Origin of the sequence: Streptomyces olivochromogenes (assembly GCF_021538895.1) — a bacterium.
Classification (GTDB): Bacteria; Actinomycetota; Actinomycetes; order Streptomycetales; family Streptomycetaceae; genus Streptomyces; species Streptomyces olivochromogenes_A.
The window spans coordinates 1-25,840 of the sequence record NZ_JADDRL010000042.1; the positions used below are offsets into that span (position 1 = coordinate 1).

The 25,840-nt window shown below is 72.1% G+C and carries 20 protein-coding genes; 6 read left to right on the forward strand and 14 right to left on the reverse strand.

Annotated elements, in window-relative coordinates; all coding sequences use genetic code 11:
• Positions 1-217: 217 nt before the first annotated feature.
• Positions 218-1,774 (reverse strand): diaminobutyrate--2-oxoglutarate transaminase family protein, encoded by a 1,557-nt coding sequence (locus tag IPZ69_RS21880; protein ID WP_235455923.1) that lies wholly within the window; start codon positions 1,772-1,774, stop codon positions 218-220.
• A 518-nt stretch (positions 1,775-2,292) separates the two neighbouring features.
• Here IPZ69_RS21880 and IPZ69_RS21885 point away from each other — a divergent pair.
• Positions 2,293-2,778 carry a GreA/GreB family elongation factor gene (locus IPZ69_RS21885; RefSeq protein ID WP_235455924.1) on the forward strand — a complete coding sequence of 162 codons (486 nt, stop codon included), beginning with the start codon at positions 2,293-2,295 and terminating at the stop codon, positions 2,776-2,778.
• 49 nt (positions 2,779-2,827) lie between these two features.
• Here IPZ69_RS21885 and IPZ69_RS21890 read toward each other — a convergent pair whose 3' ends face one another.
• Positions 2,828-3,763, reverse strand: coding sequence for a Dyp-type peroxidase (locus IPZ69_RS21890; protein ID WP_235455925.1), 936 nt, complete (start codon positions 3,761-3,763; stop codon positions 2,828-2,830).
• 159 nt (positions 3,764-3,922) lie between these two features.
• On the opposite strand from IPZ69_RS21890, the gene IPZ69_RS21895 reads away from it, so the two are divergent.
• The 3 genes from IPZ69_RS21895 (at position 3,923) to IPZ69_RS21905 (ending at position 7,138) form a co-directional block, all read left to right on the forward strand.
• Positions 3,923-4,279, forward strand: coding sequence for a thioesterase family protein (locus tag IPZ69_RS21895; protein WP_235455926.1), 357 nt, complete (start codon positions 3,923-3,925; stop codon positions 4,277-4,279).
• 273 nt (positions 4,280-4,552) lie between these two features.
• On the forward strand, positions 4,553-5,785 hold the full coding sequence (locus tag IPZ69_RS21900; protein ID WP_235455928.1) for a trypsin-like serine peptidase: 1,233 nt from the start codon (positions 4,553-4,555) through the stop codon (positions 5,783-5,785).
• A gap of 147 nt (positions 5,786-5,932) precedes the next feature.
• The gene (locus tag IPZ69_RS21905; RefSeq protein ID WP_235455929.1) at positions 5,933-7,138 is read left to right on the forward strand and encodes a trypsin-like serine peptidase; all 1,206 of its coding nucleotides are present in this window, start codon (positions 5,933-5,935) and stop codon (positions 7,136-7,138) included.
• 112 nt (positions 7,139-7,250) lie between these two features.
• Here the strand turns inward: IPZ69_RS21905 and hflX are convergent, their stop codons facing one another.
• The 6 genes from hflX to miaA all read right to left on the reverse strand — a co-directional run bounded on the left by hflX (position 7,251) and on the right by miaA (position 15,722).
• On the reverse strand, positions 7,251-8,744 hold the full coding sequence (gene hflX / locus IPZ69_RS21910; protein WP_235455930.1) for a GTPase HflX: 1,494 nt from the start codon (positions 8,742-8,744) through the stop codon (positions 7,251-7,253).
• 140 nt (positions 8,745-8,884) lie between these two features.
• Positions 8,885-10,528, reverse strand: coding sequence for a M1 family metallopeptidase (locus tag IPZ69_RS21915; RefSeq protein WP_235455931.1), 1,644 nt, complete (start codon positions 10,526-10,528; stop codon positions 8,885-8,887).
• Between the two features lie 81 nt (positions 10,529-10,609).
• Positions 10,610-12,805 carry a RelA/SpoT family protein gene (locus tag IPZ69_RS21920; protein WP_235455932.1) on the reverse strand — a complete coding sequence of 732 codons (2,196 nt, stop codon included), beginning with the start codon at positions 12,803-12,805 and terminating at the stop codon, positions 10,610-10,612.
• 284 nt (positions 12,806-13,089) lie between these two features.
• Positions 13,090-13,959: a diaminopimelate epimerase gene (gene dapF, locus IPZ69_RS21925; RefSeq protein WP_235455933.1), complete on the reverse strand. Its 870-nt coding sequence runs from the start codon at positions 13,957-13,959 to the stop codon at positions 13,090-13,092.
• A gap of 212 nt (positions 13,960-14,171) precedes the next feature.
• Positions 14,172-14,675, reverse strand: coding sequence for a hypothetical protein (locus IPZ69_RS21930; RefSeq protein WP_235455987.1), 504 nt, complete (start codon positions 14,673-14,675; stop codon positions 14,172-14,174).
• A gap of 108 nt (positions 14,676-14,783) precedes the next feature.
• A complete protein-coding gene (gene miaA / locus IPZ69_RS21935; RefSeq protein WP_235455934.1) occupies positions 14,784-15,722 on the reverse strand; it encodes a tRNA (adenosine(37)-N6)-dimethylallyltransferase MiaA in 939 nt (312 codons plus the stop codon).
• 182 nt (positions 15,723-15,904) lie between these two features.
• Between miaA and IPZ69_RS21940 the strand changes: the two genes are divergently transcribed.
• Positions 15,905-16,192, forward strand: coding sequence for a hypothetical protein (locus IPZ69_RS21940; protein WP_235455935.1), 288 nt, complete (start codon positions 15,905-15,907; stop codon positions 16,190-16,192).
• A 61-nt stretch (positions 16,193-16,253) separates the two neighbouring features.
• Positions 16,254-16,523 (forward strand): antitoxin, encoded by a 270-nt coding sequence (locus tag IPZ69_RS21945; protein ID WP_235455936.1) that lies wholly within the window; start codon positions 16,254-16,256, stop codon positions 16,521-16,523.
• Between the two features lie 98 nt (positions 16,524-16,621).
• On the opposite strand, the gene IPZ69_RS21950 is transcribed toward IPZ69_RS21945, so the two are convergent.
• The 6 genes from IPZ69_RS21950 to IPZ69_RS21975 all read right to left on the reverse strand — a co-directional run bounded on the left by IPZ69_RS21950 (position 16,622) and on the right by IPZ69_RS21975 (position 25,807).
• Complete coding sequence (locus IPZ69_RS21950; protein ID WP_235455938.1) at positions 16,622-17,335, reverse strand: class III extradiol dioxygenase subunit B-like domain-containing protein; 714 nt, start codon at positions 17,333-17,335, stop codon at positions 16,622-16,624.
• A gap of 53 nt (positions 17,336-17,388) precedes the next feature.
• The gene (gene miaB / locus IPZ69_RS21955; RefSeq protein WP_235455940.1) at positions 17,389-18,927 is read right to left on the reverse strand and encodes a tRNA (N6-isopentenyl adenosine(37)-C2)-methylthiotransferase MiaB; all 1,539 of its coding nucleotides are present in this window, start codon (positions 18,925-18,927) and stop codon (positions 17,389-17,391) included.
• An 85-nt stretch (positions 18,928-19,012) separates the two neighbouring features.
• Positions 19,013-20,824, reverse strand: coding sequence for a protein kinase domain-containing protein (locus tag IPZ69_RS21960; protein ID WP_235455942.1), 1,812 nt, complete (start codon positions 20,822-20,824; stop codon positions 19,013-19,015).
• On the reverse strand, positions 20,821-22,818 hold the full coding sequence (locus IPZ69_RS21965) for a vWA domain-containing protein (protein WP_235455943.1): 1,998 nt from the start codon (positions 22,816-22,818) through the stop codon (positions 20,821-20,823). The genes IPZ69_RS21960 and IPZ69_RS21965 overlap by 4 nt, the downstream gene beginning before the upstream one ends.
• On the reverse strand, positions 22,815-24,131 hold the full coding sequence (locus IPZ69_RS21970) for a hypothetical protein (protein WP_235455945.1): 1,317 nt from the start codon (positions 24,129-24,131) through the stop codon (positions 22,815-22,817). The genes IPZ69_RS21965 and IPZ69_RS21970 overlap by 4 nt, the downstream gene beginning before the upstream one ends.
• Positions 24,128-25,807, reverse strand: a complete 1,680-nt coding sequence (locus IPZ69_RS21975; protein WP_235455946.1) for a hypothetical protein — start codon at positions 25,805-25,807, stop codon at positions 24,128-24,130. The genes IPZ69_RS21970 and IPZ69_RS21975 overlap by 4 nt, the downstream gene beginning before the upstream one ends.
• Positions 25,808-25,840 lie beyond the last annotated feature (33 nt).

Genomic DNA, 25,840 nt, shown 5'->3' on the forward strand with positions numbered 1-25,840 from the left:
GGGCGTTCTCGGCCTTCCAGGCCGTCGGTGCCTTTGCGCGCTTTCGGACGTGGCCAGGAGTGGGGGCTCGTACGGCGATGGAGCGAGACGGGGGCGAAGAATCGGCACTGCTCCCGGACCGTCGGTGCGGGCGGTGCGGCGGTTGCGGGCCGTCGTCCGGCGACAGTGCCCGCGCCGCCGAGCCCGTACGGCCGTCCCGTCGCCGTGGGCCGTGGGCCTAGCCCGTGTCGCCCCGGGCCGCTGCCGCCACCGCGTCGCTGAGCCGGTCGAGCACGGCTGCCGCCTGCTCGTCGCTGATGGTCAGGGGCGGCAGGAGGCGTACGACGCTGGAGTGGCGGCCGCCGAGTTCGACGATCAGGCCGCGGCGCAGGCACTGCCGCTGGACGGCGGCGGCGAGTTCCGGTGCGGCGGGGCGAGGGGTCCGGGCGGGCTCCAACCCCGGGATCGGACCTCGCGGGACAGGCACTGTGAGGCTCGGCACTCCGGGACCCCGCGCCACGGGAAGCTCCACTCCGGGAATCTCCCCTCCGGGAGTCACCGTCCCTGAAACCGCCGCCCCGGAAATCCCCGCTCCGGGACCCCGCGAACCCGAGGAAATCCCCACCGGTCCCGCCTCCACCGGCTCAGCCCCCTCCGGGTCCACCAGCTCGACGCCGATCATCAGGCCCCGCCCCCGGACATCCCCCACACACGGGAACGCCCGTGCCAGCTCACGCAGTTGGGAGAGCATCCGGGAGCCGAGCTGGGCCGCGCGTTCGGCGAGGCCGTTCTCGCGGACGTGGGCGAGGGTGGCCGTACCGGCCGCCATGGCGAGCTGGTTGCCGCGGAAGGTGCCGGCGTGGGCGCCCGGTTCCCAGACGTCGAGGTCGTCCCGGTAGACCACGACGGCGAGCGGCAGGCTGCCGCCGATGGCCTTGGAGAGAACCATCACGTCGGGGGTGACGCCGCTGTGCTCCACGGCCCAGAAGGCGCCGGTGCGTCCCACTCCCGTCTGGATCTCGTCGGCGATCAGCGGGACGGACCGGTCGGCGGTGATCCGCCGCATGCGCCGCAGCCAGTCGTCGGGGGCCGGGATCACCCCGCCCTCGCCCTGGACGGGTTCGAGGATCATCCCTGCGGGCAGGGGGACGCCGGACTTGGGGTCGTCGAGGGCGGACTCGGTCCAGCGGGCGGCCAGTTCGGCACCGCGGGGGCCGCCCACGCCGAAGGGGCAGCGGTAGTCCTGGGGGTAGGGAAGGCGGGCCACCCGTACGTCGCAGGCGCCGCCGGAGGCGGCCAGGGCTCCGGTGGTCATGCCGTGGTAGGCGCCGGTGAAGGCGAGGATGCCGTCGCGGCCGGTCGCGGCCCGGACGAGCTTGAACGCGGCCTCGACCGCGTCCGTGCCGGCCGGACCGCAGAACTGGACGCGGGCGCGGTCGGCGAGTCCCGGGGGGAGCGTGCGGAACAGCTCGGTGATGAAGGCGTCCTTGACGGGAGTCGCCAGGTCGAGGACGGAGAGGGGGGCGCCCGAGTCGAGGACCTTGCGGATGGCTTCCAGGACGACCGGGTGGTTGTGCCCGAGGGCGAGGGTGCCGGCGCCGGAGAGGCAGTCGAGGTAGCGGCGGCCGTCGGCGCCCTCGATGGTCAGTCCGCGCGCCCGGACCGGCACGATGGGGAGGGCGCGCGCATAGGTGCGCGCCGCCGATTCGCGCGCCGACTGGCGTCTCAAAATCCCCTCGTGCGCGGCGCGCGCTCCCCCGGGAGTCCCCCCGGTCACCGACTCGGTCACGGCCACGGCTCGCTGTCCTCCCGCTGTCCAGGGGCGTGTTGCTGCGCGGGGACCGGGCATGGGCAGCAGTCCCCCCACCGCTACAACCGCCCAAGGCTCACCGGGTTACGGGTTGTTTCGAGAACTTTCCACTCAAGTGGCCGGGATGACGGTGACCTTGACGCGCGCACCCCCTCCAAGGGGCGTGAGCCGGGCGGATCGGGGTGCACGAAGCGGGCGAGTCAGCGCTCCCACCGCGCCTACGACTCGCCCGCTGCCGTACGGGACGATCACCGAGCTAGCACTGCGGTCGTTGCCCGTGGTTCGCGGCGTGCTTGCGGCGGGACTTCTTCTTCCGGCGTCGCTTCGAGGACATGGCAACCTCCGGCACCTACAGGACATCAGGAAGCATCCTGAACTCTGGTAATCCAAGATTTCACAGGGCACGGGGCGGCGCGATTCGACGCGGTACCGCAACCCGAAATCGGCTACTGTGATAGATAATGCCCTGTTTGGGTGATCCCCCTGCACCCTGAGGAGCAGGCATGCCCAGCGAATCAGCGCCGATCAGTAACGATGCCCGACGCGCTCTCGAACGAGAGCTTGCCGACCTGCACACCGAACGCACGGCGGTCGCGGCGACGCTGCACTCCGACACGGGGGTGGGCGACCGGGCCGACGAGGCGGACGAGCTGCAGCGGGTCGAAGAGCTGCAGCGCCTGGACGCCCGTATCTCGGAGCTCACCACACGGCTCCGCCGGGCGGACACGGCGGGCCCGCCGCCCACCGATCTGGTCGGTGTGGGCAGCACGGTCACCGTGCGCTTCCCCGACGGCACGGTGGAGACCTTCCAGATCGGGGAGTTGGCCGAGGAGCTGGACCCGACGCTGGTCACGGCCGACAGCCCCCTCGGTCGCGCCCTGCTCGGCCACCACGCCGGCGACACGGTGAGCTACCACGCGCCGGCGGGGAACTCGACCGCGGTGGTGGTGTCCCTCGGCGAGTCCCCGGGCGGCATCCGGCGATCGTAGACACACGGGCAGCGCTCGTGGACGTGCCGTACGGACAGCGTTCGCCCCCTCACTTTCCGGGAGCGGGCGGAAGGTCGTCCAGGAAGGTGAGCGTCGGCACGTGGAACAGGCATCCGGTCATGGCGACCGAGAAGTCGAGGATGCGGTCGTGCGAGGCCTGGCCGTCGCCCAGGAACATGTTCCGCAGCATCTGCTCGATCACGTCCGGGGTACGGGCGTAGCCGATGAAGAACGTGCCGAACTCGCCGTCCCCGATGGAGCCGAACGCCATGTTCTCCCGCACGATCTTGCGTTCGCTGCCGTCCTCGTCGGTGATGGTGTTGAGGGCGACATGGGAGTCGGCGGGCTTGATGTCGTCGGGGAGTTCGACGTTGTCCGCCTTCGTCCGCCCGATGACGTTCTGCTGCTCGTCCGCCTTCAGCGCGTTCCACGCCGTGAGGTCGTGCAGATACTTCTGGATGATCACGTAACTGCCCCCGCTGAAGGCGGGATCCTCGTCGCCGACGAACACGGCCTCGGTCGCGAGGCGTCCTTCGGGGTTCTCGCTGCCGTCGACGAAGCCGAGCAGGTCGCGCTCGTCGAAGTACTTGAAGCCATGCACCTCGTCGACGACCGTGACCGCGCCGGTCAGCCGTTCCGCGACGAGGCGGGCCAGTTCGAAGCAGAGGTCCACGCGGCGGGCCCGCACATGGAACAGGAGGTCTCCCGGCGTCGCCGGGGCTCGGTGGCGTCCGCCGGACAACGGCACGAAGGGGTGCAGCTCCTGTGGGCGCGGCCCGCCGAACAGCCGGTCCCAGGCCGCCGATCCGATGCCGACGACACAGCTGAGTTCGTCGTCGGGAGAGCGGAAGGCGACCGAACGCCGCAGCCCGGAGAGGTCTTCCAGCAGATCGCGGACGGTGTCCTCGTGGCCCGGCGTGATGGTCACCACGAGGAACACGGTGGCCCTGGCCGGCGGGACAACCACAGGCTGCGACTCCACCACGAGTCGGCCTCCTCGTCAGCTGCGGACGTGACGGTCGTGCGCGGGACGGCGGGTCCCTCCTGCCATCCTGCTGTGTCCTGGGGGAAACCGCGACAGCGAGTGCGCCGTGGCCGGACCGACAGGGTGCCGTCGGTAACCGCCACGAGCTAGCGTGAGGCCATGCGCCATGAGGTGACCGAAGCCGATACCGCGGTGACTGTGGGTAGCGGGGATGTGCCCGTGCTGGCCACCCCGCGGCTGATCGCCTGGATGGAGGCGGCCACCGTGGAGGCCGCTGCGCCGTTCACCACGGCGGGGCAGACGACAGTGGGTACGGCGCTCCGGGTCGAGCATGTCCGCGCCACCCGGGTCGGGGGGCGCGTGGATGTCTTCGCCGAGCCGCCGGCCGCTCCTGGCGCCGCCGGCCGGCGTCTCACGTTCCGGGTACGGGCCGTCGACGACGCGGGGAGACTGGTCGCGCAGGGCGAGATCGACCGGGCGATCGTCGACCGGCAGCGCTTTCTCGACAGCGCCTGACCCGCGACAGCCCGAGACGGCCTGGAACAGCCCGGCGACACACCCCTCGGCACAGCCGCCTCACACGCCCCACATACACCACAGGCCCCACGAAGTGCAGGTCGGTCAGCCTGTAGCCGAACCGTTGCCGATCCGTCGGAAGGCGCCCACGGCGAGCGCCTAGTGTGTGATGCCGTCCCGCATCGCCAGGGGACCGGCGCGAACTGCGCACGGGTTCCGGCCGATCGCGCGAACACCGCGCCGAGTTCCTTTACAGCAGGGGGAGTCAAGACCATGCGATCCATACGGCCGTCCTTCACCGTTCGCCGAGGGAGGAGCGCGCCCCGCAGAACCTCCCCCGTGCTGGCGGCCGTCGCTCTCGCCTCGGCGTTGGCCCTGACCGCCACCGCGTGCGGCGGCGACAGCAACGACAACGCCGACGGGAAGCCGGACGCCTCCGCGACGAGCGGGGACAACGGCGACGGAAAGATCAAGATCCCGGACGACATCAAGAAGAAGCTCAAAGAGCACGGGATCGACATCGACAAGTGGAAGGACGGCGCCTGGAAGAACTGGGACAAGGACGACTGGCTCCGCGAGGCCGAGGACTACTTCAACCCGATGATCAAGGGTCTGTGGAACCCGGACCGGATGCGCGGGGCCAACGACCCGGACAAGGGTGTCGACGAGAACGACATCTCCGGTGACCAGGGCGTGACCGACCCGACGCCGCAGCCGGTCCAGGCGCGTGCGGTGCGGCCGTCGTACCACGCGAACGCGGCCACCTCCGGAAAGGTGTTCTTCGACTCCCCCAAGGGCACGATGGTCTGCTCGGCGACGGTCGTGGCGGACCCGGCGCACCCCGGCAAGTCCAACCTCGTGTGGACCGCGGGCCACTGCGTGCACGCCGGCAAGAAGGGCGGCTGGTACCGCAACATCGCCTTCGTGCCGTCGTACAACGACAAGGGCATGACGAACGAGCAGGTGCAGACGGCCTCCCGGGAGCAGATCGCCCCGTACGGCGTCTGGTGGGGCGACTGGGCGCGGACCTCCCAGCAGTGGATCGAGCAGGGCGGTGAGACCGGCGGGGACGGTGCCTCCTACGACTACGCCGTGATCCATGTGACGCCGGAGCAGGGCAACGCCGGCAAGTCCCTGGAGGAGACGGTCGGTTCGGCGCTGAAGGTGAACTTCAACGCCCCGGCCGTGCCGAAGGTGCAGAGCATCACGGCGACCGGCTACCCGGCGGCGGCACCGTTCGACGGCCAGTCGCTGTACCAGTGCGTGGACAAGCCGGGGCGGCTGGCGCTGAACGGCCTCGACCCGACGATGTACCGCATCGGCTGCACCATGACCGGCGGTTCGTCCGGCGGCGGTTGGACGGAGACCGGCTCGGACGGCAAGCCGGTGCTCGTGTCCAACACGTCCATCGGCCCGGCGACCGCCGGCTGGCTGGCGGGGCCCCGGCTGGGTGACGTGGCCAAGGGTGTGTTCGACTCCGTGAGCAAGAAGTTCGCCGGCCGGTAGGCACACCGGCACGTCACGGAAAGTGCGGCCGGGGCACGGGCGGCGGGACGACGGTTCACGGAAACATTCACCGACCCGCCGCCGGTCGTCCCCAACCCGACGGGCATAGTGGGGTGTCGTCAACGCTTCAACGGGGGTAATCGCAGCATGCGTTCCATACGTTCGCCCTTCACGGGCCCACGCGGCAGGCGCACCGTCCTCGCCGCCACCGGTCTCGTCGCGGCCCTGGCGCTCACCGCCACGGCCTGTGACGGCTCCGGCGACGACAAGGCGAGCGACAAGCCCGGAGCCACCGCCTCCCAGGCGGACGGCAACGGCGGCGGCAAGGTGCAGATCCCGGCCGACATCGCGAACAAGCTCAAGGAACACGGCATCGATGTCGACAAGTGGGCAGGCGGCGGCTGGCAGAACTGGGACAAGGACAAGTGGCTCAGTGAGGCCAAGGACTTCGTCAACCCGGTGATCGAGGGCCTGTGGAAGCCGGAGCGGATGCGATCCGCGAAGGAGGCCAACAAGACGGTCACGACGAAGGACGCCGCCGCGCAGGGTGTCAGCGACCCGGCGCCCCGCCCCGTCGGGGCCACGGCGGAGAAGACGCCGTACCACGACAACGCGGCACCTGTCGGCAAGGTCTTCTTCGACTCCCCCGAGGGCACGATGGTCTGCTCCGGCACGGTCATCAAGGACGTCAACCACCCGGGCAAGTCCAACCTCGTGTGGACGGCGGGCCACTGTGTGCACGCCGGGCAGGGCGGCGGCTGGTACCGCAACATCGCGTTCGTGCCGTCGTACAACGACCTCGGCAAGCCGCAGCAGGACCTGGCCGGCGCCTCGCAGTCGGAGGTCACCCCGTACGGCACCTGGTGGGCGGACTGGGCCTCCACCTCGAACGAGTGGATCCGGGGCGGTTCGGAAACGGGTGGTTCGGGTGCCGCATACGACTACGCGGTGCTGCACGTGAAGCCGCAGTCCGGGGCGAAGTCCCTGGAGGAGACCGTCGGCGCCGCGCTCGACGTGGACTTCTCGGCCCCGGCCGCGCCCCAGGTCGCCAGGATGGGCGCCTGGGGCTACCCGGCGGCGCCGCCGTACAACGGCCTGAAGATGTTCAAGTGCATCGACCAGCCCGGTCGGCTGTCGATCGACCCGTCTCTGCCGACGATGTACCGCATCGGCTGCACGATGACCGGCGGCTCGTCCGGCGGCGGCTGGTTCCGAGTGGTGGACGGCAAGACCGAACTGGTCTCGAACACCTCGATCGGCCCGGCCGACAACACCTGGCTCGCCGGCCCGCAGCTGGGCCCGAAGGCCGAGCGGCTCTACCAGAACATGAGTAAGACCTACGGCGGTCGCTGACCCCACGACGCCGAAGGCCCGCCCCCGCGGCAAGCGGGGGCGGGCCTTCGCGCGTGGTACGCGCGCTGCGGACGCTGTGCGCCGGACCGCGAGGGCCGACGGACGCGGTGCGTCAGAGCGCGGGAGCCGCCACGTACGGTGCGAGGTCCGCCGCCAGCTCCTCGTGCACCCGCACCTTGAGCAGCGTGCCCTCCGCGGTGTGCTCCTCGGAGATCACCTCGCCCTCGGTGTGGGCACGGGCGACCAGCTTGCCGTGCGTGTACGGCACCAGCGCCTCGATCTCGACGGACGGCCGCGGCAGATCGTTGTCGATCAGCGCGAGCAGCTGGTCCATGCCCCGGCCGGTGCGGGCCGAGACCGCGAGCGAACGCTTCTCGATCCGCAGCAGCCGCTGGAGGACCAGCGGGTCGGCCGCGTCGGCCTTGTTGATCACGACGATCTCGGGTACGTCGGTGGCGCCGACGTCCCTGATCACCTCGCGCACGGCCAGCAGCTGCTCCTCCGGGTTCGGATGCGAGCCGTCCACCACGTGCAGGATCAGGTCGGCGTCGCCGACCTCCTCCATGGTGGAGCGGAACGCCTCGACCAGGTGGTGCGGCAGGTGCCGGACGAAACCGACGGTGTCGGTCAGCGTGTACAGCCGGCCGCTCGGGGTCTCCGCGCGGCGGACGGTCGGGTCCAGGGTCGCGAACAGCGCGTTCTCGACCAGGACGCCCGCGCCGGTCAGCCGGTTGAGCAGGGAGGACTTGCCCGCGTTGGTGTAGCCCGCGATGGCGACGGACGGCACCTTGTGGCGCTTGCGTTCCTGGCGCTTGATCTCGCGGCCGGTCTTCATCTCCGCGATCTCCCGGCGCATCTTCGCCATCTTCTCGCGGATCCGCCGCCGGTCCGTCTCGATCTTGGTCTCACCGGGACCACGGGTGGCGAGGCCGCCGCCCTTGCCGCCGCCCATCTGACGGGACAGCGACTGACCCCAGCCTCGCAGCCGCGGCAGCATGTACTGCATCTGCGCGAGCGCGACCTGCGCCTTGCCCTCTCGGGACTTGGCGTGCTGGGCGAAGATGTCCAGGATGAGGGCCGTACGGTCGATGACCTTGACCTTCACGACGTCCTCAAGATGGATCAGCTGGCCGGGGCTGAGCTCACCGTCGCAGATGACGGTGTCCGCGCCGGTCTCGATCACGATGTCGCGCAGCTCCTCGGCCTTGCCGGAGCCGATGTAGGTGGCCGCGTCGGGCTTGTCCCTGCGCTGGGTGACGCCGTCGAGCACGAGCGCGCCCGCGGTCTCCGCGAGGGCGGCGAGCTCCGCGAGGGAGTTCTCCGCGTCCTGCACGGTCCCCGAGGTCCAGACGCCGACGAGGACGACCCGCTCCAGCCGCAGCTGGCGGTACTCGACCTCGGTGACGTCCTCCAGCTCGGTGGAGAGGCCCGCCACGCGGCGCAGTGCCGCGCGCTCGGAGCGGTCGAACTGGTCGCCGTCCCGCTCTCCGTCGATCTCGTGGCTCCAGGCGACGTCCTCTTCCATCAGGGCATCGGCCCGAAGACCTTCGGGGTAGTCCTGCGCGAGGCGCTTGGTGTCCTGGGAAGGGGAAGAAGAGGAGGTCATTGGATCCTTACGTCGATGGGGGATGCAGATACGGCCTTCATGGTGTCCAACGTACGAGTTCCCCGGTGGATTCCCGGGCCCCGTGCCGCACCGTGCCGACCTGAAGATGGTCGCACGGTACGGCCCGTCTCGTCACCGCCTTATCCACCGGCTCCGGCCTTGCGCGCCGCGGCGCTGCCCGGCCCGGCCCTGTGCGACGCCGCCCTGTGCGGCGCGGCCTTGCCCGCGGCACCCTTGCCCGCGGCGCCCTTGCCCGCCTTGGGATGCGGCGTTTTGGGGGCCGCCGTCTGCTTCCAGTCCGGGTGGCCCGGCATCGGCGGGGTCTTGTCGCCGTAGAGCCAGCCGTGGAGGAACCCGCTCAGGTCGCGCCCGGCGAACCGGGACGCGAGCGCCACGAAGTCGGCCGTGGACGCCGTACCGTCCCGGTGCTCACGCACCCAGGCCCGCTCCAGGCGCTCGAAGGCGTCCCGGCCGATCTCCTGGCGCAGGGCGTACAGGATCAGCGCGGCGCCGTCGTAGACGTTCGGCCGGAAGATGCTGATCTTCTGGCCGGGATTGGGCGGCTTGGGCGCGGCGGGCGGGCCGCCGCTCGCACGCCAGCGGTCGGAGGCGCCGTACGCCGCCTTCATGCGGTCCGCCAGCGGCTTGTGCGCCGTCTCCTCCGTGTACAGGGCCTCGTACCAGGTGGCGTGTCCCTCGTTCAGCCACAGGTCGGACCAGCTGCGCGGGCTGACGCTGTCGCCGAACCACTGGTGGGACAGCTCGTGCACCATGATCGAATCGATGTACCACTTGGGGTAGGCGGGCTCGGTGAACAGTTCCTTCTCGAAGAGGGAGAGGGTCTGCGTCTCCAGTTCGAAGCCGGTGGCGGCCTGGGCCATCAGCACGCCGTACGTCTCGAACGGGTAGGCGCCGACCTTGCTCTCCATCCAGGAGATCTGGTCGGGGGTCTTCGCGAGCCAGGGTTCGAGGACCTTGCGGTCGTCGGCGGGCACGACGTCACGGATGGGCAGACCGTGCGGCCCGGTGCGGCGCACGACGGCGGAGCGGCCGATGGAGACCTGGGCGAGCTCGGTGGCCATGGGGTGCTGGGTGCGGTACGTCCAGGTGGTCGAGCCGCCGACCCGGTCCGTGTCGGCGGGCAGCCCGTTGGCGACGGCCGTGTAGGCGCTCGGGGCGGTGATCCGGAAGGTGAACATCGCCTTGTCGGAGGGGTGGTCGTTGCACGGGAACACCAGGTGCGCCGCGTCGGCCTGGTTGGCCATGGCGAGGCCGTCGGAGGTCCGTACCCAGCCGCCGTCCCGGTCCTTGGCGGGCATCGGGTCGCTGGTGTGCCGCACGGTGATCCGGATCCAGCTGCCCACGGAAAGCGCCTTGCGCGGGGTGATGACCAGGTCCTCGCCGGCCGCGGCGAAGCCGGCGGACCTGCCGTCCACCTCGACCGACTCGACCGTGCCATGCGCGAAGTCGAGGTTGAGGTGGTCCAGGGCGGCGGTGGTCCAGGCGTCGATGGTGGTGACGGCCTTCAGGGGCTTGTCGTTGGTGCCGGGATAGGTCAGGGACACGTCGTACGACGCGACGTCGTATCCGGGGTTGCCCAGGTACGGGAAGAGGCGGTCGCCGACACCCAGGGGGGTGGCCGGGGCGCTCGCGGCCAGGAGACAGACGGAGACGGCGGAGGCGAGGAGGGCGGCCTTGCGGTTGCGGGAGGTCCGGCAGGTCCGGGAGGACACCGAGGTCCTGAGGGTCGGCCGGCGGAACCGGGTGCGCGGGGTGAGCAACATGAACCACCGCTACCAGCGCGCGCGTCCGTTGCGGCGGCGACGCGCGCCCGGCCCACCCGAACGGGTTGACCGGGCGCGTGCTCAGGAGGTGGGTGCCTGGTGCTGCGCCCGGCTCACGTCGTACACGCCGGGCACGTTCCGCATCGCCCGCATGAGGGCCGGGAGATGGGCCGCGTCGGGGAGCTGGAGGGTGTACGTGTGGCGTACGCGCTGCTGGCTCGGGGGTTCCACCGTCGCCGAGACGATCTCGGCGCCTTCCAGTGCGATCGCCTCCGTGAGGTCGGCGAGCAGATGGGGTCGGCCGAACGATTCGGCGACCAGGGTGACCCGGCATTCGGCGGTGTCTCCCCAGCGCACGCCGACCTCCGCGCGCCCCGTGCCCGTCATCCGCGCCACCGCGGCGCACTCCACGCGGTGCACGGTGACCAGTCCCCCGCGCACGGCGAAGCCGGTGATCTCGTCGGGCGGTACCGGCGTACAGCACCGGGCCAGCCGCGCACCGGAGCCGGGACCGTCGAGCAGGACCTCGGCGCCACGGGGGCGGCGGGTTCCGAGGGGGCCGGCCGGGTCGACCGGGTCGGCCGGGTCGGCCGGGGGATCGGTCCGCCCGAGGAGTCCGTCGCCGCGAGCGAGGGCGTCGTCCGGGCCGGGAGCGTGACCGTCGGTGGGGGCGGAGCCTCGGCCGGTCCCCTCCGGATGGGCCGCCAGCCAGCGCTGGATGGCGATCCGGGCGGCGGGGGTGTGGGCGTGGTCCAGCCACTCCCTGGAGGGTTCGGAGGCCGGGTCCTGGCCCATGAGCAGCTGGACGCTGTCGCCGTCCTTGAGGACCGTACTGAGCGTCGCCAGGCGGCCGTTGACACGGGCGCCGATGCAGGCGTGGGCGTCCTCGCCGTACTGCGCGTAGGCGGCGTCCACGCAGCTGGCGCCCTCGGGCAGACCGAGCGTGCCGCCGTCGGGCCGGAAGACGGTGATCTCGCGGTCCTGGGCGAGGTCCTCGCGCAGGGTGGACCAGAAGGTGTCGGGGTCGGGGGCGGCCTCCTGCCAGTCGAGGAGACGGGAGAGCCAGCCGGGACGGGTGGGGTCGGCGCGCTCGCCGTCGCCCGCGGACTGCTCCTCCGAAGGAGGAGCGTAGGGATTGCCCAGCGCGACGACGCCGGCCTCGGCCGCCTTGTGCATCTGGTGGGTGCGGATGAGGACTTCGGCGACCTGCCCGTCCGCGCGGGCGACGGCGGTGTGCAGCGACTGGTAAAGGTTGAACTTGGGTACGGCGATGAAGTCCTTGAACTCCGAGACGACGGGGGTCATACAGGTGTGCAGTTCGCCCAGGACGCCGTAGCAGTCCGCGTCCTCGTTGACGAGCACCAGTACGCGGCCGAAGTCGGCGCCGCGCAGCTGTCCGCGCTTGCGTCCGACGCGGTGCACGGAGACGAAGTGGCGCGGCCGGATGAGGACTTCGGCCTGGATGTCGGCCTCGCGCAGGACACCCCGCACCTCCTCGGCGATGTCCGCGAGCGGGTCGTCGGAGCGGGCGGCGTTCTCGGCGATGAGCTCGCGGGTGTGCTCGTACTCCTCGGGGTGGAGGATCGCGAAGACCAGGTCCTCCAGCTCGGTCTTGAGGGCCTGGACGCCCAGTCGTTCGGCGAGCGGGATGAGGACGTCGCGGGTCACCTTGGCGATGCGGGCCTGTTTCTCGGGGCGCATCACGCCGAGGGTGCGCATGTTGTGCAGCCGGTCGGCGAGTTTGATCGACATCACGCGGACGTCGCTGCCGGTGGCGACGAGCATCTTGCGGAAGGTCTCGGGCTCGGCGGCGGCGCCGTAGTCGACCTTCTCCAGCTTCGTGACCCCGTCGACGAGGTAGCGGACCTCCTCGCCGAACTCCTCGCGCACCTGATCGAGCGTCACGTCGGTGTCCTCGACGGTGTCGTGCAGCAGAGAGGCCGTCAAGGTGGTGGTCTCGGCGCCGAGTTCCGCGAGGATCAGGGTCACCGCGAGCGGGTGCGTGATGTACGGCTCGCCGCTCTTGCGCATCTGGCCGCGGTGCGAGGACTCGGCCAGGACGTAGGCCCGGCGCAGCGGTTCGAGGTCGGCGTCGGGGAAGTGGGCGCGGTGGGCCTCGGCGACATGGCCGATGGCGTCGGGCAGTCTGTCGCGCGCGGCGGAGCCGAGCAGTGCGGCCCGGCCGAGTCGGCGCAGGTCGATCCGGGGGCGGGCCTTCCTGCGGGGCACTGTGGGCGCCACAGGACCCGGGGTCACAGGGTTCGCCTCCGCACTCATGGGCACCTCCGGCTCGTGGACCGGCGGACGGAGCCCCTATGGCGTGCGCGGCTCAGGGATGGCGACGTTCCCCCGTCCGTGCCGGTGCTTGATGCTACCGAGCCCATCGCGCCCGACTGACCGCCTCTCGCCGAGCGTGAAACGGATCACCCATTCGAGCGATGGTTTGGAGGTTTACGATTTTGCGCCACGTGACTCGCGGACGGCCGTGGTTTCGCACCGCCCCGGACGCCGGGACCCTCGGATCCGTACGTCCAGGACTGCCCGAGCCGCGTTTCGCGTCGTCAGCGGACCGCGTTTTCCAGCCACTCGGCGTCGAACTCGCCCTCGGCGACGATCACCGCGGGACCGGTCATCTCGATCTGGCCGTCGGGCCGCTCGGTGATGACGAGGCGTCCGCCGGGCACATCCACCGTGTATGTCGCGGGCGTACCGGTCACGGCCGGGTCTGCGCCGTCACGGCGGGCGGTGGCGACCGCGACGGCGCAGGCGCCCGTGCCGCAGGAGCGGGTCTCGCCGGAGCCGCGCTCGTGCACGCGCATCGCGACGTGGCGGGGGCCGCGGTCGACGACGAACTCGACGTTGACCCCGTCGGGGTAGGCGGCGGCCGGGCCGAAGGGCGGCGGGGTGAACAGGTCGCCGGCGTGCGCGAGGTCGTCGACGAAGGCGACCGCGTGCGGGTTGCCCATGTTCACGTTGCGGGCGGGCCAGCTGCGCTCGCCGACGCGGACCGTCACGTCCCCTTCGGGGAGGCGGGCGGCGCCCATGCCGACGGTGACGTCACCGTCCTTGGCGAGGTGCACGCTCTTCACTCCCCCGCGCGTGGCGATCGCGAGGTCCCCCTCGGCCACATGTCCGGCGTGCTGGAGGTAGCGCGCGAACACACGGACTCCGTTGCCGCACATCTCGGCGACCGTGCCGTCGCCGTTGCGGTAGTCCATGAACCATTCCGCTTCGGCGGCCATCCCCGCGGCCTCCGGGTGGGCGGCGGATCGCACGACGTGCAGGACGCCGTCGCCGCCGATGCCCGCGCGGCGGTCGCACAGGGCGGCGACGGCGGCGGGCGTCAGGTCGAGGGAGTTCTCCGGGTCCGGGACGATCACGAAGTCGTTCTCGGTGCCGTGACCCTTGAGGAAGGCGATCCGCGTGCTCATTCCTCGATCGTACGGGGTCGGGTCAGGGTCTTTCGTTTGGATCAGGCCGGATCAGGGAGCGGGGTCTGGTGCCGTGCATCGCAAGGCGGAGGAGGGCGTCATGGCGGAGCCATGGCAACCGACGACAACGCGGCTGGGGGTACCCCCTGCTCGAAGAGCTTGGGGGAGCGGCACCAGACCCCGCGAGCCCGGCATGATCCAAACGAGAGGCCCTAGCGGAGTCGGGCCACGCGCCACACCGCCAGGAACGCGATCACGGTCACGATCACGACGTAGCCGAGCACGACCCGCCAGTCGGGCCGGCGGCCGGAGCCCCGCGGGGGCAGGCCCGGCCAGGTGTAGCCCACGCGGCGGGCGGCCATCATGCCCCAGCCCGCGGCACAGGAGCAGATCAGCAGCCCCAGCATGGCGATCACGGCCCCGCTGTCACCGAAGTCGAAGGCGAGCGGGAAGGCGAACATCAGGGAGCCGACCGCGGCCAGGCCCACGATGGGCGCGAGCTGCCAGACGCGCAGCCGGCCCGGCGGGCGCAGGTCGACCTCGACCTCGGGGCCGCCCGCGAACATCTCCTCGGGCTCCGGGCCGTCGTCGGTCACGCCGCCCACCGTCTCGTCCGGCCCGTCGGGGCTCAGACGGTCCTCGCCCAGTTCCGGTTCGCCACGTTCGGTGGTGACGTGCTCGGTGTCTTGTGCGGTGTCGCGAGGGCCGGCCTCCATCGCCACGCGCCCTCCCAACTCGGACTCCACTTGGTCGATCGAAGCTCGATGATGGCATGGCGCCACAGGCCCCGATGACCGCCGGAGCATCCCGATGCCATGACGTGATCAGGCTGTGACCGGTCGTTCGACCAACGCCAGTGCGAGGTGCGGAAGTTCCGTGCGGTCCGCCGCGGCCCCACTCAACCAGTGCACGCGGGGGTCCCGCCTGAACCATGAATCCTGCCGGCGCGCGAAGCGCTTGGTGGCGCGTACGGTCTCGGCCCGTGCCTCTTCCTCGGTGCACTCCCCGGCGAGCGCCGCGAGGACCTGCTGGTAGCCGAGTGCGCGCGAGGACGTACGCCCCTCGCGCAGACCCTGCGCCTCCAGTGCGCGCACCTCGTCCACGAGACCCGCCTCCCACATCCGGTCGACCCGGCGCGCGATGCGCTCGTCGAGCTCGGGGCGGGCCACGTCCACGCCGATCTGGACGGTGTCGTAGACGGAGTCGTGGCCCGGGAGGTTGGCGGTGAAGGGCTGGCCGGTGATTTCGATCACTTCGAGGGCGCGGACGATCCGGCGGCCGTTGCTGGGCAGGATCGCCCGCCCCGCCTCGGGGTCGGCGGCGGCCAGCCGCGCGTGCAGCGCCCCGGAGCCGCGCAGGGCGAGCTCCTCCTCCAGACGCGCCCGGACCTCGGGGTCGGTGCCGGGGAACTCCAGGTTGTCGACCGCCCCGCGGACATAGAGGCCGGAGCCGCCGACCAGGATCGGCCAGCGTCCCCGGGCGAGCAGGTCGTCGATCCTGGCACGGGCCAGCTTCTGGTACTCGGCGACCGAGGCCGTGACGGTCACGTCCCAGATGTCCAGCAGGTGATGAGGGACGCCGTCGCGCTCCTCGGGCGTCAGCTTGGCCGTGCCGATGTCCATCCCTCGGTAGAGCTGCATGGAGTCGGCGTTGACGACCTCGCCGCCGAGCCGCTGGGCCAGAAAGACGCCCAGATCGGACTTTCCGGCCGCGGTGGGACCGACGACGGCGATGACGCGGGGTGCGGAGGGTGCGCTGCTCACCGCACCAGTTTCGCAAACCCCCCGACCACGCCTCGAACGGGTTACGTGACGGACCGCGTTCGGCGTCGTTGCCCGTTGCGTGGTTCCAGCCGCCCGGTTCGAGGGGCGGTGACCCGGGCGACGCAAACAGACGCACCGGGTGACGCGGGATTTCGCCCGCACGAGTAACGTATGGAGTGGATATGGGCGTTTTTGCACGGCTTCTGAGGAAGTCGAAGGCGACGGAGGAGGCGGCCACCGAGGCGCAGGCCGGCACGGAGCCCGGCGGAACCGACGCGGCGGGCACGGCGGAGGAAGCGGCGGCGACGAAGACGCCGGACGCGGACCGGGCCGAGGGCGCCGCGGCGGAGCCGGAGGCGGACGAGGCCGGAGCCGTCGGGGACGCCGCTTCGGACGGCACCGAGATTCCCCAGCAGCAGTCGGCGGCCCAGGCCGCGGACAACGAGGCCGGTGAGGGCGCCCGCACGTGACTGTCCGACCCCGGCCGCGGCGCCCTGGCGGCGAACGAGCCCTGTATCAGGAAGGTGGACCATGAGTTTCCTGCATCAACTGAAGGACAAGCTCGCCCCGGCCAAGGACAAGATGTCGGACCTGGCGCAGCAGCACGGGGGCAAGATCCAGCACGGTCTCGACAAGGCCGCGAAGGTCGTCGACGAGAAGACCAAGGGCAAGTACAGCGACAAGATCCACACGGGGACCGACAAGGCCAAGGGCGCCATGGACCGGATCGCGCACAAGGGTGGCAGCGAGCCGGGCGAAGGCTCGGCGACCCCGCCCGGGGCGCCGCCGCCGGCTTCCTGAACGACACTGCGGCACGGTGGTTCGGCGGACGGCCGAGGAGCGCGACGGCTCCCGGCCGTCCGCCGTTTCCCGAACTCCCCGGAGCCCCGAGCGGCTTCCTAGGACCAGGCGGCGACCACGTATCCCACCCCGTACGGCGCGTCCTCGTACAGCAGCGTGCCCGTGAGGTTCGCGCCCTCGGCCGCGCCCGCGAGGACCTGCCAGGGGGCGCGTCCGGAAGCCTTGAGCTCGTAGGCCAGTTCGGCGTCCAGGGCGGCCAGGGCCACCACGTCCGCCGAGCCCAGCGCCCGCGCGACCTCCGCGTCGAACGGCGCCGCCCGCTCGTCGAGGTAGCCCGGCGCCTTCAGGGTGCGGCAGGCGCTGGCGTCGCCCATCACCAGCAGCGCCACCCGCCCGGCCCGTGCGCCGATCTCCCGCCCGGCTTCGAGGCAGCGCTCGGGCGCGAGCGGTTCGCCCACGCCGAGCCCCTCGATCGGGGCGTCCGCCCAGCCGGTCTGCTCAAGCAGCCAACCGGCGACCGCCAGCGACGGCGGCAGCTCGCGCTCGGACGGCGCGCCGCCGCCCGGCCCCAGCCGCACGGAGAGGTCGACCCCGAAGCCGCGGAAGGAACCCCGGCTGCCCTGCGGATGCGGTCCGCGCCCGCTCTCGTCGGCGGGCCCGACCACCACCAGCCGGTCGGGGCGGGCGGCGGCGAGCACTCCGAGCGCGTGCGAGCACGCGGTGCGCGCGGCGTCCAGCTCGGCGGCGGCACCCGCGGCGACCTCGGGCACGAGCAGCGGCGGGCAGGGGCAGACTGCTGCGGCGACAAGCATGATCGGCAGCGTAACGCCGTACGGCGTCAGAACGTCACTACCCGGGGCGCACTTCAGTCACAGCCGCAGGCGCTGCCCGTGGCGGCCGGCAGCGGCTCGGGCACGCCGATCTTCGGCAGGCCGAGCATCACACCGGCCGGCTTCGCGGCCTTCGCAGCCTTGTCCACGTTGCGCTTCTCCCACGCGTCACCCGCGCTCGTGCGGCGCACACCGAGGACGGCGCCCTCGGCCAGGAGGTGGTGCGGAGCGGCGTACGTGATCTCGACGGTGACGACGTCGCCGGGGCGTACCTCCTCCTCCGGCTTGGTGAAGTGGACCAGGCGGTTGTCGGGGGCGCGGCCGGACAGGCGGTGCGTGGCGCCGTCCTTGCGGCCCTCGCCCTCGGCGACCATCAGCTGCAGGGTGCGGCCGACCTGCTTCTTGTTCTCCTCCCAGGAGATCTCCTCCTGGAGGGCGACGAGACGCTCGTAACGCGCCTGCACGACCTCCTTCGGGATCTGGTTCTCCATGGTGGCGGCCGGGGTGCCGGGCCGCTTGGAGTACTGGAAGGTGAAGGCCTGCGTGAAGCGGGCCTCGCGGACGACGTGCAGGGTCTGCTCGAAGTCCTCCTCGGTCTCGCCCGGGAAGCCGACGATGATGTCGGTGGTGATCGCGGCGTGCGGGATGGCGGCGCGGACCTTCTCGATGATCCCGAGGTAGCGGTCCTGCCGGTAGGAGCGGCGCATCGCCTTCAGGACGGTGTCCGAGCCGGACTGCAGCGGCATGTGGAGCTGCGGCATCACGTTCGGCGTCTCGGCCATGGCGGCGATCACGTCGTCGGTGAAGTCGCGCGGGTGCGGAGAGGTGAAGCGGACGCGCTCCAGGCCCTCGATGTTCCCGCAGGCGCGCAGCAGCTTGCTGAAGGCCTCGCGGTCGCCGATGTCGGAGCCGTACGCGTTGACGTTCTGGCCGAGCAGGGTGATCTCACAGACGCCCTCGCCTACGAGGGCCTCGATCTCGGCGAGGATGTCGCCGGTGCGGCGGTCCTTCTCCTTGCCGCGCAGCGCCGGGACGATGCAGAAGGTGCAGGTGTTGTTGCAGCCGACGGAGATCGAGACCCAGGCCGCGTACGCGCTCTCGCGCCGCGTCGGCAGCGTGGAGGGGAACGCCTCCAGGGCCTCGGCGATCTCGACCTGCGCCTCCTCCTGGACGCGGGCACGCTCCAGCAGGACGGGCAGCTTGCCGATGTTGTGCGTGCCGAAGACGACGTCCACCCAGGGCGCCTTCTTCACGATGGTGTCGCGGTCCTTCTGCGCCAGGCAGCCGCCGACCGCGATCTGCATGCCGGGCCGGGACGCCTTCCGCGGCGCGAGGCGGCCGAGGTTGCCGTACAGCCGGTTGTCGGCGTTCTCACGGACGGCACAGGTGTTGAAGACGACGACGTCCGCGTCCCCGTCCGAGCCCTCGGGGGCGCGTACGTAACCGGCCTCTTCGAGCAGCCCGGACAATCGCTCGGAATCGTGGACGTTCATCTGGCACCCGTAGGTGCGGATCTCGTAGCTCTTGGGTGCGTGCACGTCCACTGCGGGGCTCCGGTCGCTGCTGCTGGTCATGCGTTCAAGGGTAGGCCGTTCCGGGGACAGCCTTGTCGCGGTCCGTCGAGGAGCGGACCGGCACCGGGCGCCGGGGTGCCCGCCGTCAGATGAGGACGACCTGGTCGCCCCAGCCGTTGCGGGTCGCCTTCTCGAACCAGAGGCGGGCGGTGCCGTCGACGACGGCCGCCAGGCAGAGCCGCCAGCCGGTGCTCTCGCCCAGGCCGACCCGGCTCGCGTCGGCGGACAGCGTCAGGGTGGTCCACTCGCCGTCCCCGGTTCTCACCTGGACGCCGTCGGGCCCGGCCATGGCCACGGTGGGTCCGTCCCGGTGCCCGACGGCCGCCACGTCGGCCGCCGCCCGGTCGGTCAGGCGGGCCTGGGCGTCCCAGCCCAGGCCGTCGTGCTCCACGCGCTTCGGACCGCCGGACGGGAAGCCGAGCACGGCCTCCAGATCGCCCCAGCGGTTCACCGCGAGGGCCGCCCGCTCCGCTCGTCGGTCGTGGACGACCTCGCGCTTCGGTGGCGGCCCGGGCAGGCCGTGCCCCAGGCGCAGACAGGACACCGCGCTCCCGTCGTCGACGAGGACGGCGGTGCCGCCGTCCGTGTCGGGGGCCGCCGCCAGGACGCGTACGGCCGCGGCTTGTTCGGCGCGGTGCCGCACGAGGTCACCGCCGTCCGCCGGGTACCGCACCGCGCACAGGGCCCCGTCGTGCGCGGCGAAGGCGACGAGCTCCCCTTCCGCGGTACGGCACACGGCGAGACCCGAGGCTCCGACCAGACCGTTGCGCCAGCCCGCGGCGTCGCCGACGTGCAGGTCGCCCGCCAGGTCGAGGGCGAAGGCGACCAGCCGTCCCGTGCCGGTGTACCGGACGGCGACCTCGTGCACTCCCCTCGGCGCCCCCTCGTCGGGAGGCAGCCTCCCCGGGCGGGAGGCGGGGCCGGGTACGCGCAGGAACTCCACCCCGGCCGCCCCGCCCGCCGCCACGACCACACCGTCCGGGCCGTCGGCCAGCAGGTCCAGGCACCGGTGCCGGGCCGGCCGGCCGCCGTCCCGGAGCAGGTCCCGCAGCCGTTCCGCCCAGGGCAGCAGTTTCCACGGGCGCCGCGTGGGATCGTCCGCCAGCGGCGCGGCGGCGTGTGCCGCGGCCGCCGCGGAGTACCCGGCGAGCCGCAGCTCGTGCTCGAACCGCTCGCCCGCCCCGCCGGGCATCTGCTCGGGAGGAACGCCGAGGAGCACTTCCCGGACCAGCATCCCGACCGCGTAGCGCTCCGCCTCGGCCGTGGTGAGGTGCAGGTTCGCCGCCTTCTCCGGGGCCACGTAGCCCGGCGTGTGGATGGGTGCGGTGCGCGTGGTGTCCACCCGGTGGAGGAAGGCGAGGTCGATGAGCTGGACCCAGCCGTCCCGCGTGACCATGACGTTCTTCGCGGAGATGTCCCCGTGCACCCAGCCCCGGTCGTGCAGCCGGTCCGCGAGGGCACACAGCCGTACGAGGACGTCCGCGGCGGCGAGGGCGTCGTGGTTCCGGCCGGCCCACTGCCGCAGATTCCAGCCGTCGCACCAGCGCGTCACCAGATAGGAGGAGAGCGCGTCCGCCTCCGTGCCGGGCCAGTGCGGCGAGGGACCGACTATGGCCATCGGCACGACCAGGCCCTGGATGGCGAGGCTGTTGGCGTTGGCGGCACAGTCGTCCCAACGCGCCTGCCAGGTGCGCAGTTTCGCCGGATCGTCCTGGCGGGGAAGGATCTTGACCATCCAGTCGGAGGCGTCCCCGGACCGGTCTATGCGCCGGGCACGCCACGACTGGCCTTCCCCGCCCCGGTCGACGTACTCGTCCAGGACGAACTGGTCCGGGTTCTCCCGGCTGCCGAGATGCATCCCCGGCCGCCACACGACGTCGTCCACCGGCCGTCTCACAGCCTGAAGCGGGGCTGGAGCCCGAGCTGGAGCGAGCCGGACGGGCCACCCGCGGGCACTCCGGCCGTGCCGTCGGCCGACGCGACGTCGTACGGCAGATCGGAGTCGCCCGTACGCCCGTCGGTACGGTCTTCGCCGGGCGAACCGGCCGGGGGCAGCCCCTCCAGCTGTCCGGCCAGCGCCTCCACGAGGCCGGACAGCCGGTCGCAGCGCTCCAGGATCCACTCGTCCTCGTCGAAGGCCGTGCCGGGGGCGGTGAGGCGCTGGTGCTCGTCCCTGAGCCCGGACAGGAATCCGCGCAGACGCTGCAGTTCCGCGTCCACGTCCTTCGGCGGCGTCGCTCCGCTCTGCGAGAGCAGCGCCCGGCCGACCATCCTGACGAACGCCCTCGCGTCGGACACACCGCGCCGCCCCTCGATGCCCAGGGTCACGGCGTCCCAGAGCTGCCGCTGGTCCAGCAGCGGGGTCCGCAGCGCGGCCTGAGCGGCCTCGACACAGCGGGCGACCGCGGCGGACAGCCGTTCGCGGACGAAGTCCCGGCGCTGGGCGAAGTCCCGCGACTGCGCCGCCGTACGACCGGCCGCGAGCCGCGCCGCCCACTCGCGCAGCACCTCCGCCGTCCCCGCCGGCACACCGGACGCCGGGCGGGGGATGCGGGTCGTGGGAACGCGGCGTGACAGCCCCGCGCCGAGGCCGGAGAAGTACTCGTCCAGCACCTCGTAGCCACCGATGGCGGCGGGATCTCCGCCGCCGACCCGGACCAGCTCGGACAGCAGGGTGTGGTCCGGCCGCAGCGACTCGTGGTCCCGCACCCCGGACCGCGCGATCCAGCTCTCGTACATCGGGAGGGTGCTGATGCCGATCGCGTGCACCCGGATGTCCATGGCGGTGTGCAGGTGCTCCATCAGGCTCACCGGCTCCTGGTGGGCGTACACCACCTCACCGGCCCCCTGGTCGCCCTTCGGCGCCCAGTGCGCGCCGTCGCTCACCAGGACGATGAGTTTGTCGTTGCCGGGCTTCTGGTGGCGGTAGAGGAGGTTGGCCGCCTCGTGCAGGGCGTTGCCGATGTCGGTGCCCCCGGCCTGCGCCTGCAGCAGGGCGATGGCGTGCCGGAACGCCTCCGCGTCGGCCGGGGTCCCGGCGTCGACCTCCGCCATGCCGCCCTGGCGCGGGAAGACCTGCTCCGTCTCGTGGGTGAACTTCATCAGCGCGACCCGGGAGACCCGGCCGCTGACCTGGAGCCGGACGTCGAGCAGGTGCTGCAGCGCGTCCTGGAGCGTACGCATCCGGCTGACGCCCGCCGCGCGGTTGCGGGAACCCGTGAAGGTACGCCAGTCCCGCTGGGTGGCCGCGCGGGCCGCGGCGTACTCCCCCTCCCAGACGATGTCCTCGCACCCCATGGAACCGCTGCAGTCGGCCAGGATGACGATGTCGACGCCGCTGCGGGAGCCCGGCACGAACAGGTCCACGGTGGTGCGCGGGCCGATCTTCACGATCACGCCGACGCGGCCGCCGGCGTCGTACTGCCGCACCCGGAAGGGGACGGAGTCGACGTCGAGCCACAACTCCTGTTCGTCGGGCGGGATCCAGAGGAACCTGCCGATCAGTCCCGCCGTGGACAGTTCCTCCGTGGCGTCGTCCAGGGAGCGCTCGGTCGTGGACTCCAGCCGGACCGAGCGGGCCTCCACGACCGCGGCCGGGTCGAGTCGCCAGGTCGCCGTCTCCTCGGCGCCGGCGAACCCGGTGGTCCCGGCGAGGTCGTCGGGCAGGGCCAGCACGCCGGACGGCACCTCGTCGAGCGGCACCACTTCGACGGCGCGCGAGGTGCTGTCGTAGCCGGTGCCGACGGTGAGGACGGCGAGGCGGTCGTCCGGGGAGGCGCTCGCGGCCGGCCAGTCGGCGGTGGCGACACCGACGCGGTCCGCTGCCAGGACGCCTCCGGAGGGCACGATCACCGCCTTGGTGCCGGTCGAGTCCACCGGTCGTCCAGTCATCGTCGGCTCCGATCGCCCTCGAACTTCACATCCACGCCCAGCTCGTCCCGGTACCTGGCCACGTTCGCGCCCTTGGCGCCGATGAAGAGGCCGCGCAGTTGCGACGGAAGGTCGACGAAGAGGATGCCCCGCCGTTCCGTGACCCCGTTGCGCACGCGGGGTGCCTTGTACTCCACCAGCCGCAGCGCCGCCGCGACCTCCGGCCCTCTGCGCCCGTCCTGCTGCTCGACCAGCGCCTGTAGGCGCGACAGCAGTCGCTCGCCCTCCTTCGCCGTGCCCACCAGCGCGTCCAGTTCGCGCCGCCATCCCGCGTCGGCCCGGCGCAGGGCGTCGGCGGAGCGCCGGTCCCCGGCGGCCGAGCTGTCCTCGCACAGCCTTCTCAACAGGTCGTAGACGGCCGAGTAGTCGACGGCGAGACGCGGGTGCCCCGTGTTGCGCAGGTTGTGGCTGAAGGACACGAGCCTGGGGATCCGGTACTCGCCGCCGCGGCGGGCGGCGGTGGCGGCGATCTGCCGCATCAGCTCCGCCGGCTCCCAGCCGCGCAGCGCCGCGTAGTGCTGCCGGCACAGCCCCAGGCCGGTCTTCTCGCCGCCGAAGACCTGCCAGCGCAGGGCGTGCCGGGTGCAGGCCTGGCGCCCGCAGGAGCGGCCGGAACCGTCCACGATGTCGCAGGCCATGGTGCCGACTCCACGACACCCGCTCTGCTCGCAGACGGGGAACGCCAGCTGGTAGCAGGGCCGGCAGTAGTCGGTGTCCGGGTCCTCGGGGTGGCGGACGCGATGCGCGTCGCACCAGGCCGTCTTCGCGTGGCACCGGTCACCGGCGCACCGGAAGGTGGCCGGCTGTCCACAGGCCCGGCAACCGGGCCGGTGAACCGGGCAGTTGGTGGCGAGCGAGCCGTCCAGGATGACGACGTGCTCGTCGCAGACCCGGTCACCGCGCCCGCTGCCCGCGCAGTCGCGGCAGAGGAACGGCCCGTACGTCCGCGTGCCGGACTCGGCGCAGGTGCCGCAGCGGTAGGTGACGTTCGCGCGCTGCCGTACGGCGACGACGTCGAAGCGCGTGCCCTGGTCGGCGACCGTCACGCCGGGCCTCAGTCGTACGACTTCCACCGCGATGTCGCCGAACTGCGAACTCCACGAGTACGGGAAGCCCGTCCGCAGCGGGTGTCCCAGCAGGCCGGGCTCCAACTGCTCCCACAGTTCGGCGAACTGCTCGGCCCCGGTCGGGTTGAGCCGGGACGCGCGCAGGTCGAGCACGACCTCGACGTCACCGACCGGTACCGGGGTGTGCTCCGGATGTACGGCGGTCATGGCTGAGGCCTGTCCTTCCCCCGGTTCGGCCGGTCGCCCGTGCCCTTCTTCGGCTGCTGGCCCGGCCCGTTCCGGCGGTCTCTGTCCGGGCGGCCCGCGGAGCGGTCAGGTCGGTTTCCCGAACGGTCCGGGTTGTTTCCTGAGCGGTCAGGGTTGTTTCCTGAGCGGTCAGGGTTGTTTCCCGAGCGGTCAGGTCGGTTGCCCCGGTCCGGGCGGCCTCCCGAACGGTCCGCGCGACCCCCGGAGCCGTCCGGACTGTTTCCGGAGCGGTCAGGTCGGTCTCCGGAGCGATCCGACCGGTTTCCCGAACGATCCGGTCGACCTCCGGAGCGATCCGGGCGCTTTCCGGAACGGTCCGGGCGGCCACCCTGGCGGTCCGGGCGGTTTCCCGCGAGGTTCTGCGGGCGGTCGCGGTCGCGTCGGGCCTGACGTGTGAGTCCGCTGTCCAGGGCCTCGGCCCAGGCCTTCAGCATCAGCGGACCGCTGCCCGGGTACCGGGCCAGCACCGCGCCCAGCAGGGGCCCGCCGGGCCGTGGGTCGGTCAGCGCCTCGCGCACGGCCTCCGCCAGCATGCGCCGGCCACCGAGGTCCCGGGGCAACAGGTCCTGGGCGCGCAGCGGTTGGCCGCCCGGCAGCTCCACCAGGCACAGCAGGGGCAGGATCTCCTCCGGGGTGACGTCCAGCCGGCTGAACTCCGGCACCAGGTCGTCGAGGAGTGTGCGGACCGCCTGCCGGGCGGAGACCTTGCGCTCGCCGCGCTTGTCCTGGCCGCGGCGCTCGTGATCGCGGGAGCGGCCCCCGTCGCGCTCCCGGGAACGCTCCCGGTCGCGGGGCCGCTCGTCCTGCGCCAGCGCGGCGCGCAGCCCCTCGGAGATCACGCGGGCGCGGTTCTCCTCCAGCAGTTGCTGCGGTCCGTGTCCTTCGCGGCGCCCGTCCGCCACCAGGGAGCGCGCTCGCATGGCCAGGGCGCTCAGGAGCAGTGCGTGCGCCCTCGTGTCGGCCAGCGAGGTCTGCGCGTCCAGGCAGCGGACCAGTACGGCGTCGGCGCCGACCGCCGGGGAGATGTCCATGCGGTCCAGGTGGCTGATGCCGTCCCGGCGGCGTAACTCGGCTTGCACCCGGTAGAGATGATGCTCCGTCACCGAAGCGAGGAAGCGGGCGGCGAGGTGTTCGTGCGAGTCGGCGAGCCAGCGTGACCCGATGCGGTCACGGCTTCCGCCGGAGAGAAAGGCGCCCCGGCCGGCGATCGCGATCAGCAGGGGACTGTGCCTGCGCAGGAGGTTGCACAGGACCTCCTGCTCCACCGGATCGCCGGTGGCCAGCCAGTGCGTGTCGCCGTCCGGGGACACGGCCTGGCCGTCCAGGGACAGTCCGGGCGCCGTCAGCGCCCCGCCCGCCTGTCTCGCCGCCGCGTCGATGTTCCTCAGGGCCAGGCCCAGCGCCTCGAACGCGTCGCTGCGCGCGCCGCGGGTGCCCAGCCACATCATCGGCGTGATCAGCCGTAACAGCTCCGGGCGCCGCGGATGTCGTTCCAGCCGTAACGCGCCGCCCCCTGTGTCGGGCAGGCCCCGGTTCACCGCTGCCGCCAAGACGGCGCCCGCATCCGTGCCTTGGACCGCCAGCGCTTTGGCGAACGACTGCCGCGCGGCCCCCACCCGTGTCAAACTCACCAGCACGCAGGGCAGCCTAGCTGTGTGACGTGGCTCTCA

Excerpts from the sequence above, each read along its gene's own strand:
- IPZ69_RS21885 (WP_235455924.1), top strand. The coding sequence starts at position 2,293 with ATGCCCAGCGAATCAGCGCCGATCAGTAACGATGCCCGACGCGCTCTC.
- IPZ69_RS21895 (WP_235455926.1), top strand. The coding sequence starts at position 3,923 with ATGCGCCATGAGGTGACCGAAGCCGATACCGCGGTGACTGTGGGTAGC.
- IPZ69_RS21900 (WP_235455928.1), top strand. The coding sequence starts at position 4,553 with ATGCGATCCATACGGCCGTCCTTCACCGTTCGCCGAGGGAGGAGCGCG.
- IPZ69_RS21905 (WP_235455929.1), top strand. The coding sequence starts at position 5,933 with ATGCGTTCCATACGTTCGCCCTTCACGGGCCCACGCGGCAGGCGCACC.
- hflX (WP_235455930.1), bottom strand. The coding sequence starts at position 8,744 with ATGACCTCCTCTTCTTCCCCTTCCCAGGACACCAAGCGCCTCGCGCAG.
- IPZ69_RS21915 (WP_235455931.1), bottom strand. The coding sequence starts at position 10,528 with ATGTTGCTCACCCCGCGCACCCGGTTCCGCCGGCCGACCCTCAGGACC.
- IPZ69_RS21920 (WP_235455932.1), bottom strand. The coding sequence starts at position 12,805 with ATGAGTGCGGAGGCGAACCCTGTGACCCCGGGTCCTGTGGCGCCCACA.
- dapF (WP_235455933.1), bottom strand. The coding sequence starts at position 13,959 with ATGAGCACGCGGATCGCCTTCCTCAAGGGTCACGGCACCGAGAACGAC.
- IPZ69_RS21930 (WP_235455987.1), bottom strand. The coding sequence starts at position 14,675 with ATGGAGGCCGGCCCTCGCGACACCGCACAAGACACCGAGCACGTCACC.
- IPZ69_RS21940 (WP_235455935.1), top strand. The coding sequence starts at position 15,905 with ATGGGCGTTTTTGCACGGCTTCTGAGGAAGTCGAAGGCGACGGAGGAG.
- IPZ69_RS21945 (WP_235455936.1), top strand. The coding sequence starts at position 16,254 with ATGAGTTTCCTGCATCAACTGAAGGACAAGCTCGCCCCGGCCAAGGAC.
- IPZ69_RS21950 (WP_235455938.1), bottom strand. The coding sequence starts at position 17,335 with ATGCTTGTCGCCGCAGCAGTCTGCCCCTGCCCGCCGCTGCTCGTGCCC.
- miaB (WP_235455940.1), bottom strand. The coding sequence starts at position 18,927 with ATGACCAGCAGCAGCGACCGGAGCCCCGCAGTGGACGTGCACGCACCC.
- IPZ69_RS21965 (WP_235455943.1), bottom strand. The coding sequence starts at position 22,818 with ATGACTGGACGACCGGTGGACTCGACCGGCACCAAGGCGGTGATCGTG.
- IPZ69_RS21970 (WP_235455945.1), bottom strand. The coding sequence starts at position 24,131 with ATGACCGCCGTACATCCGGAGCACACCCCGGTACCGGTCGGTGACGTC.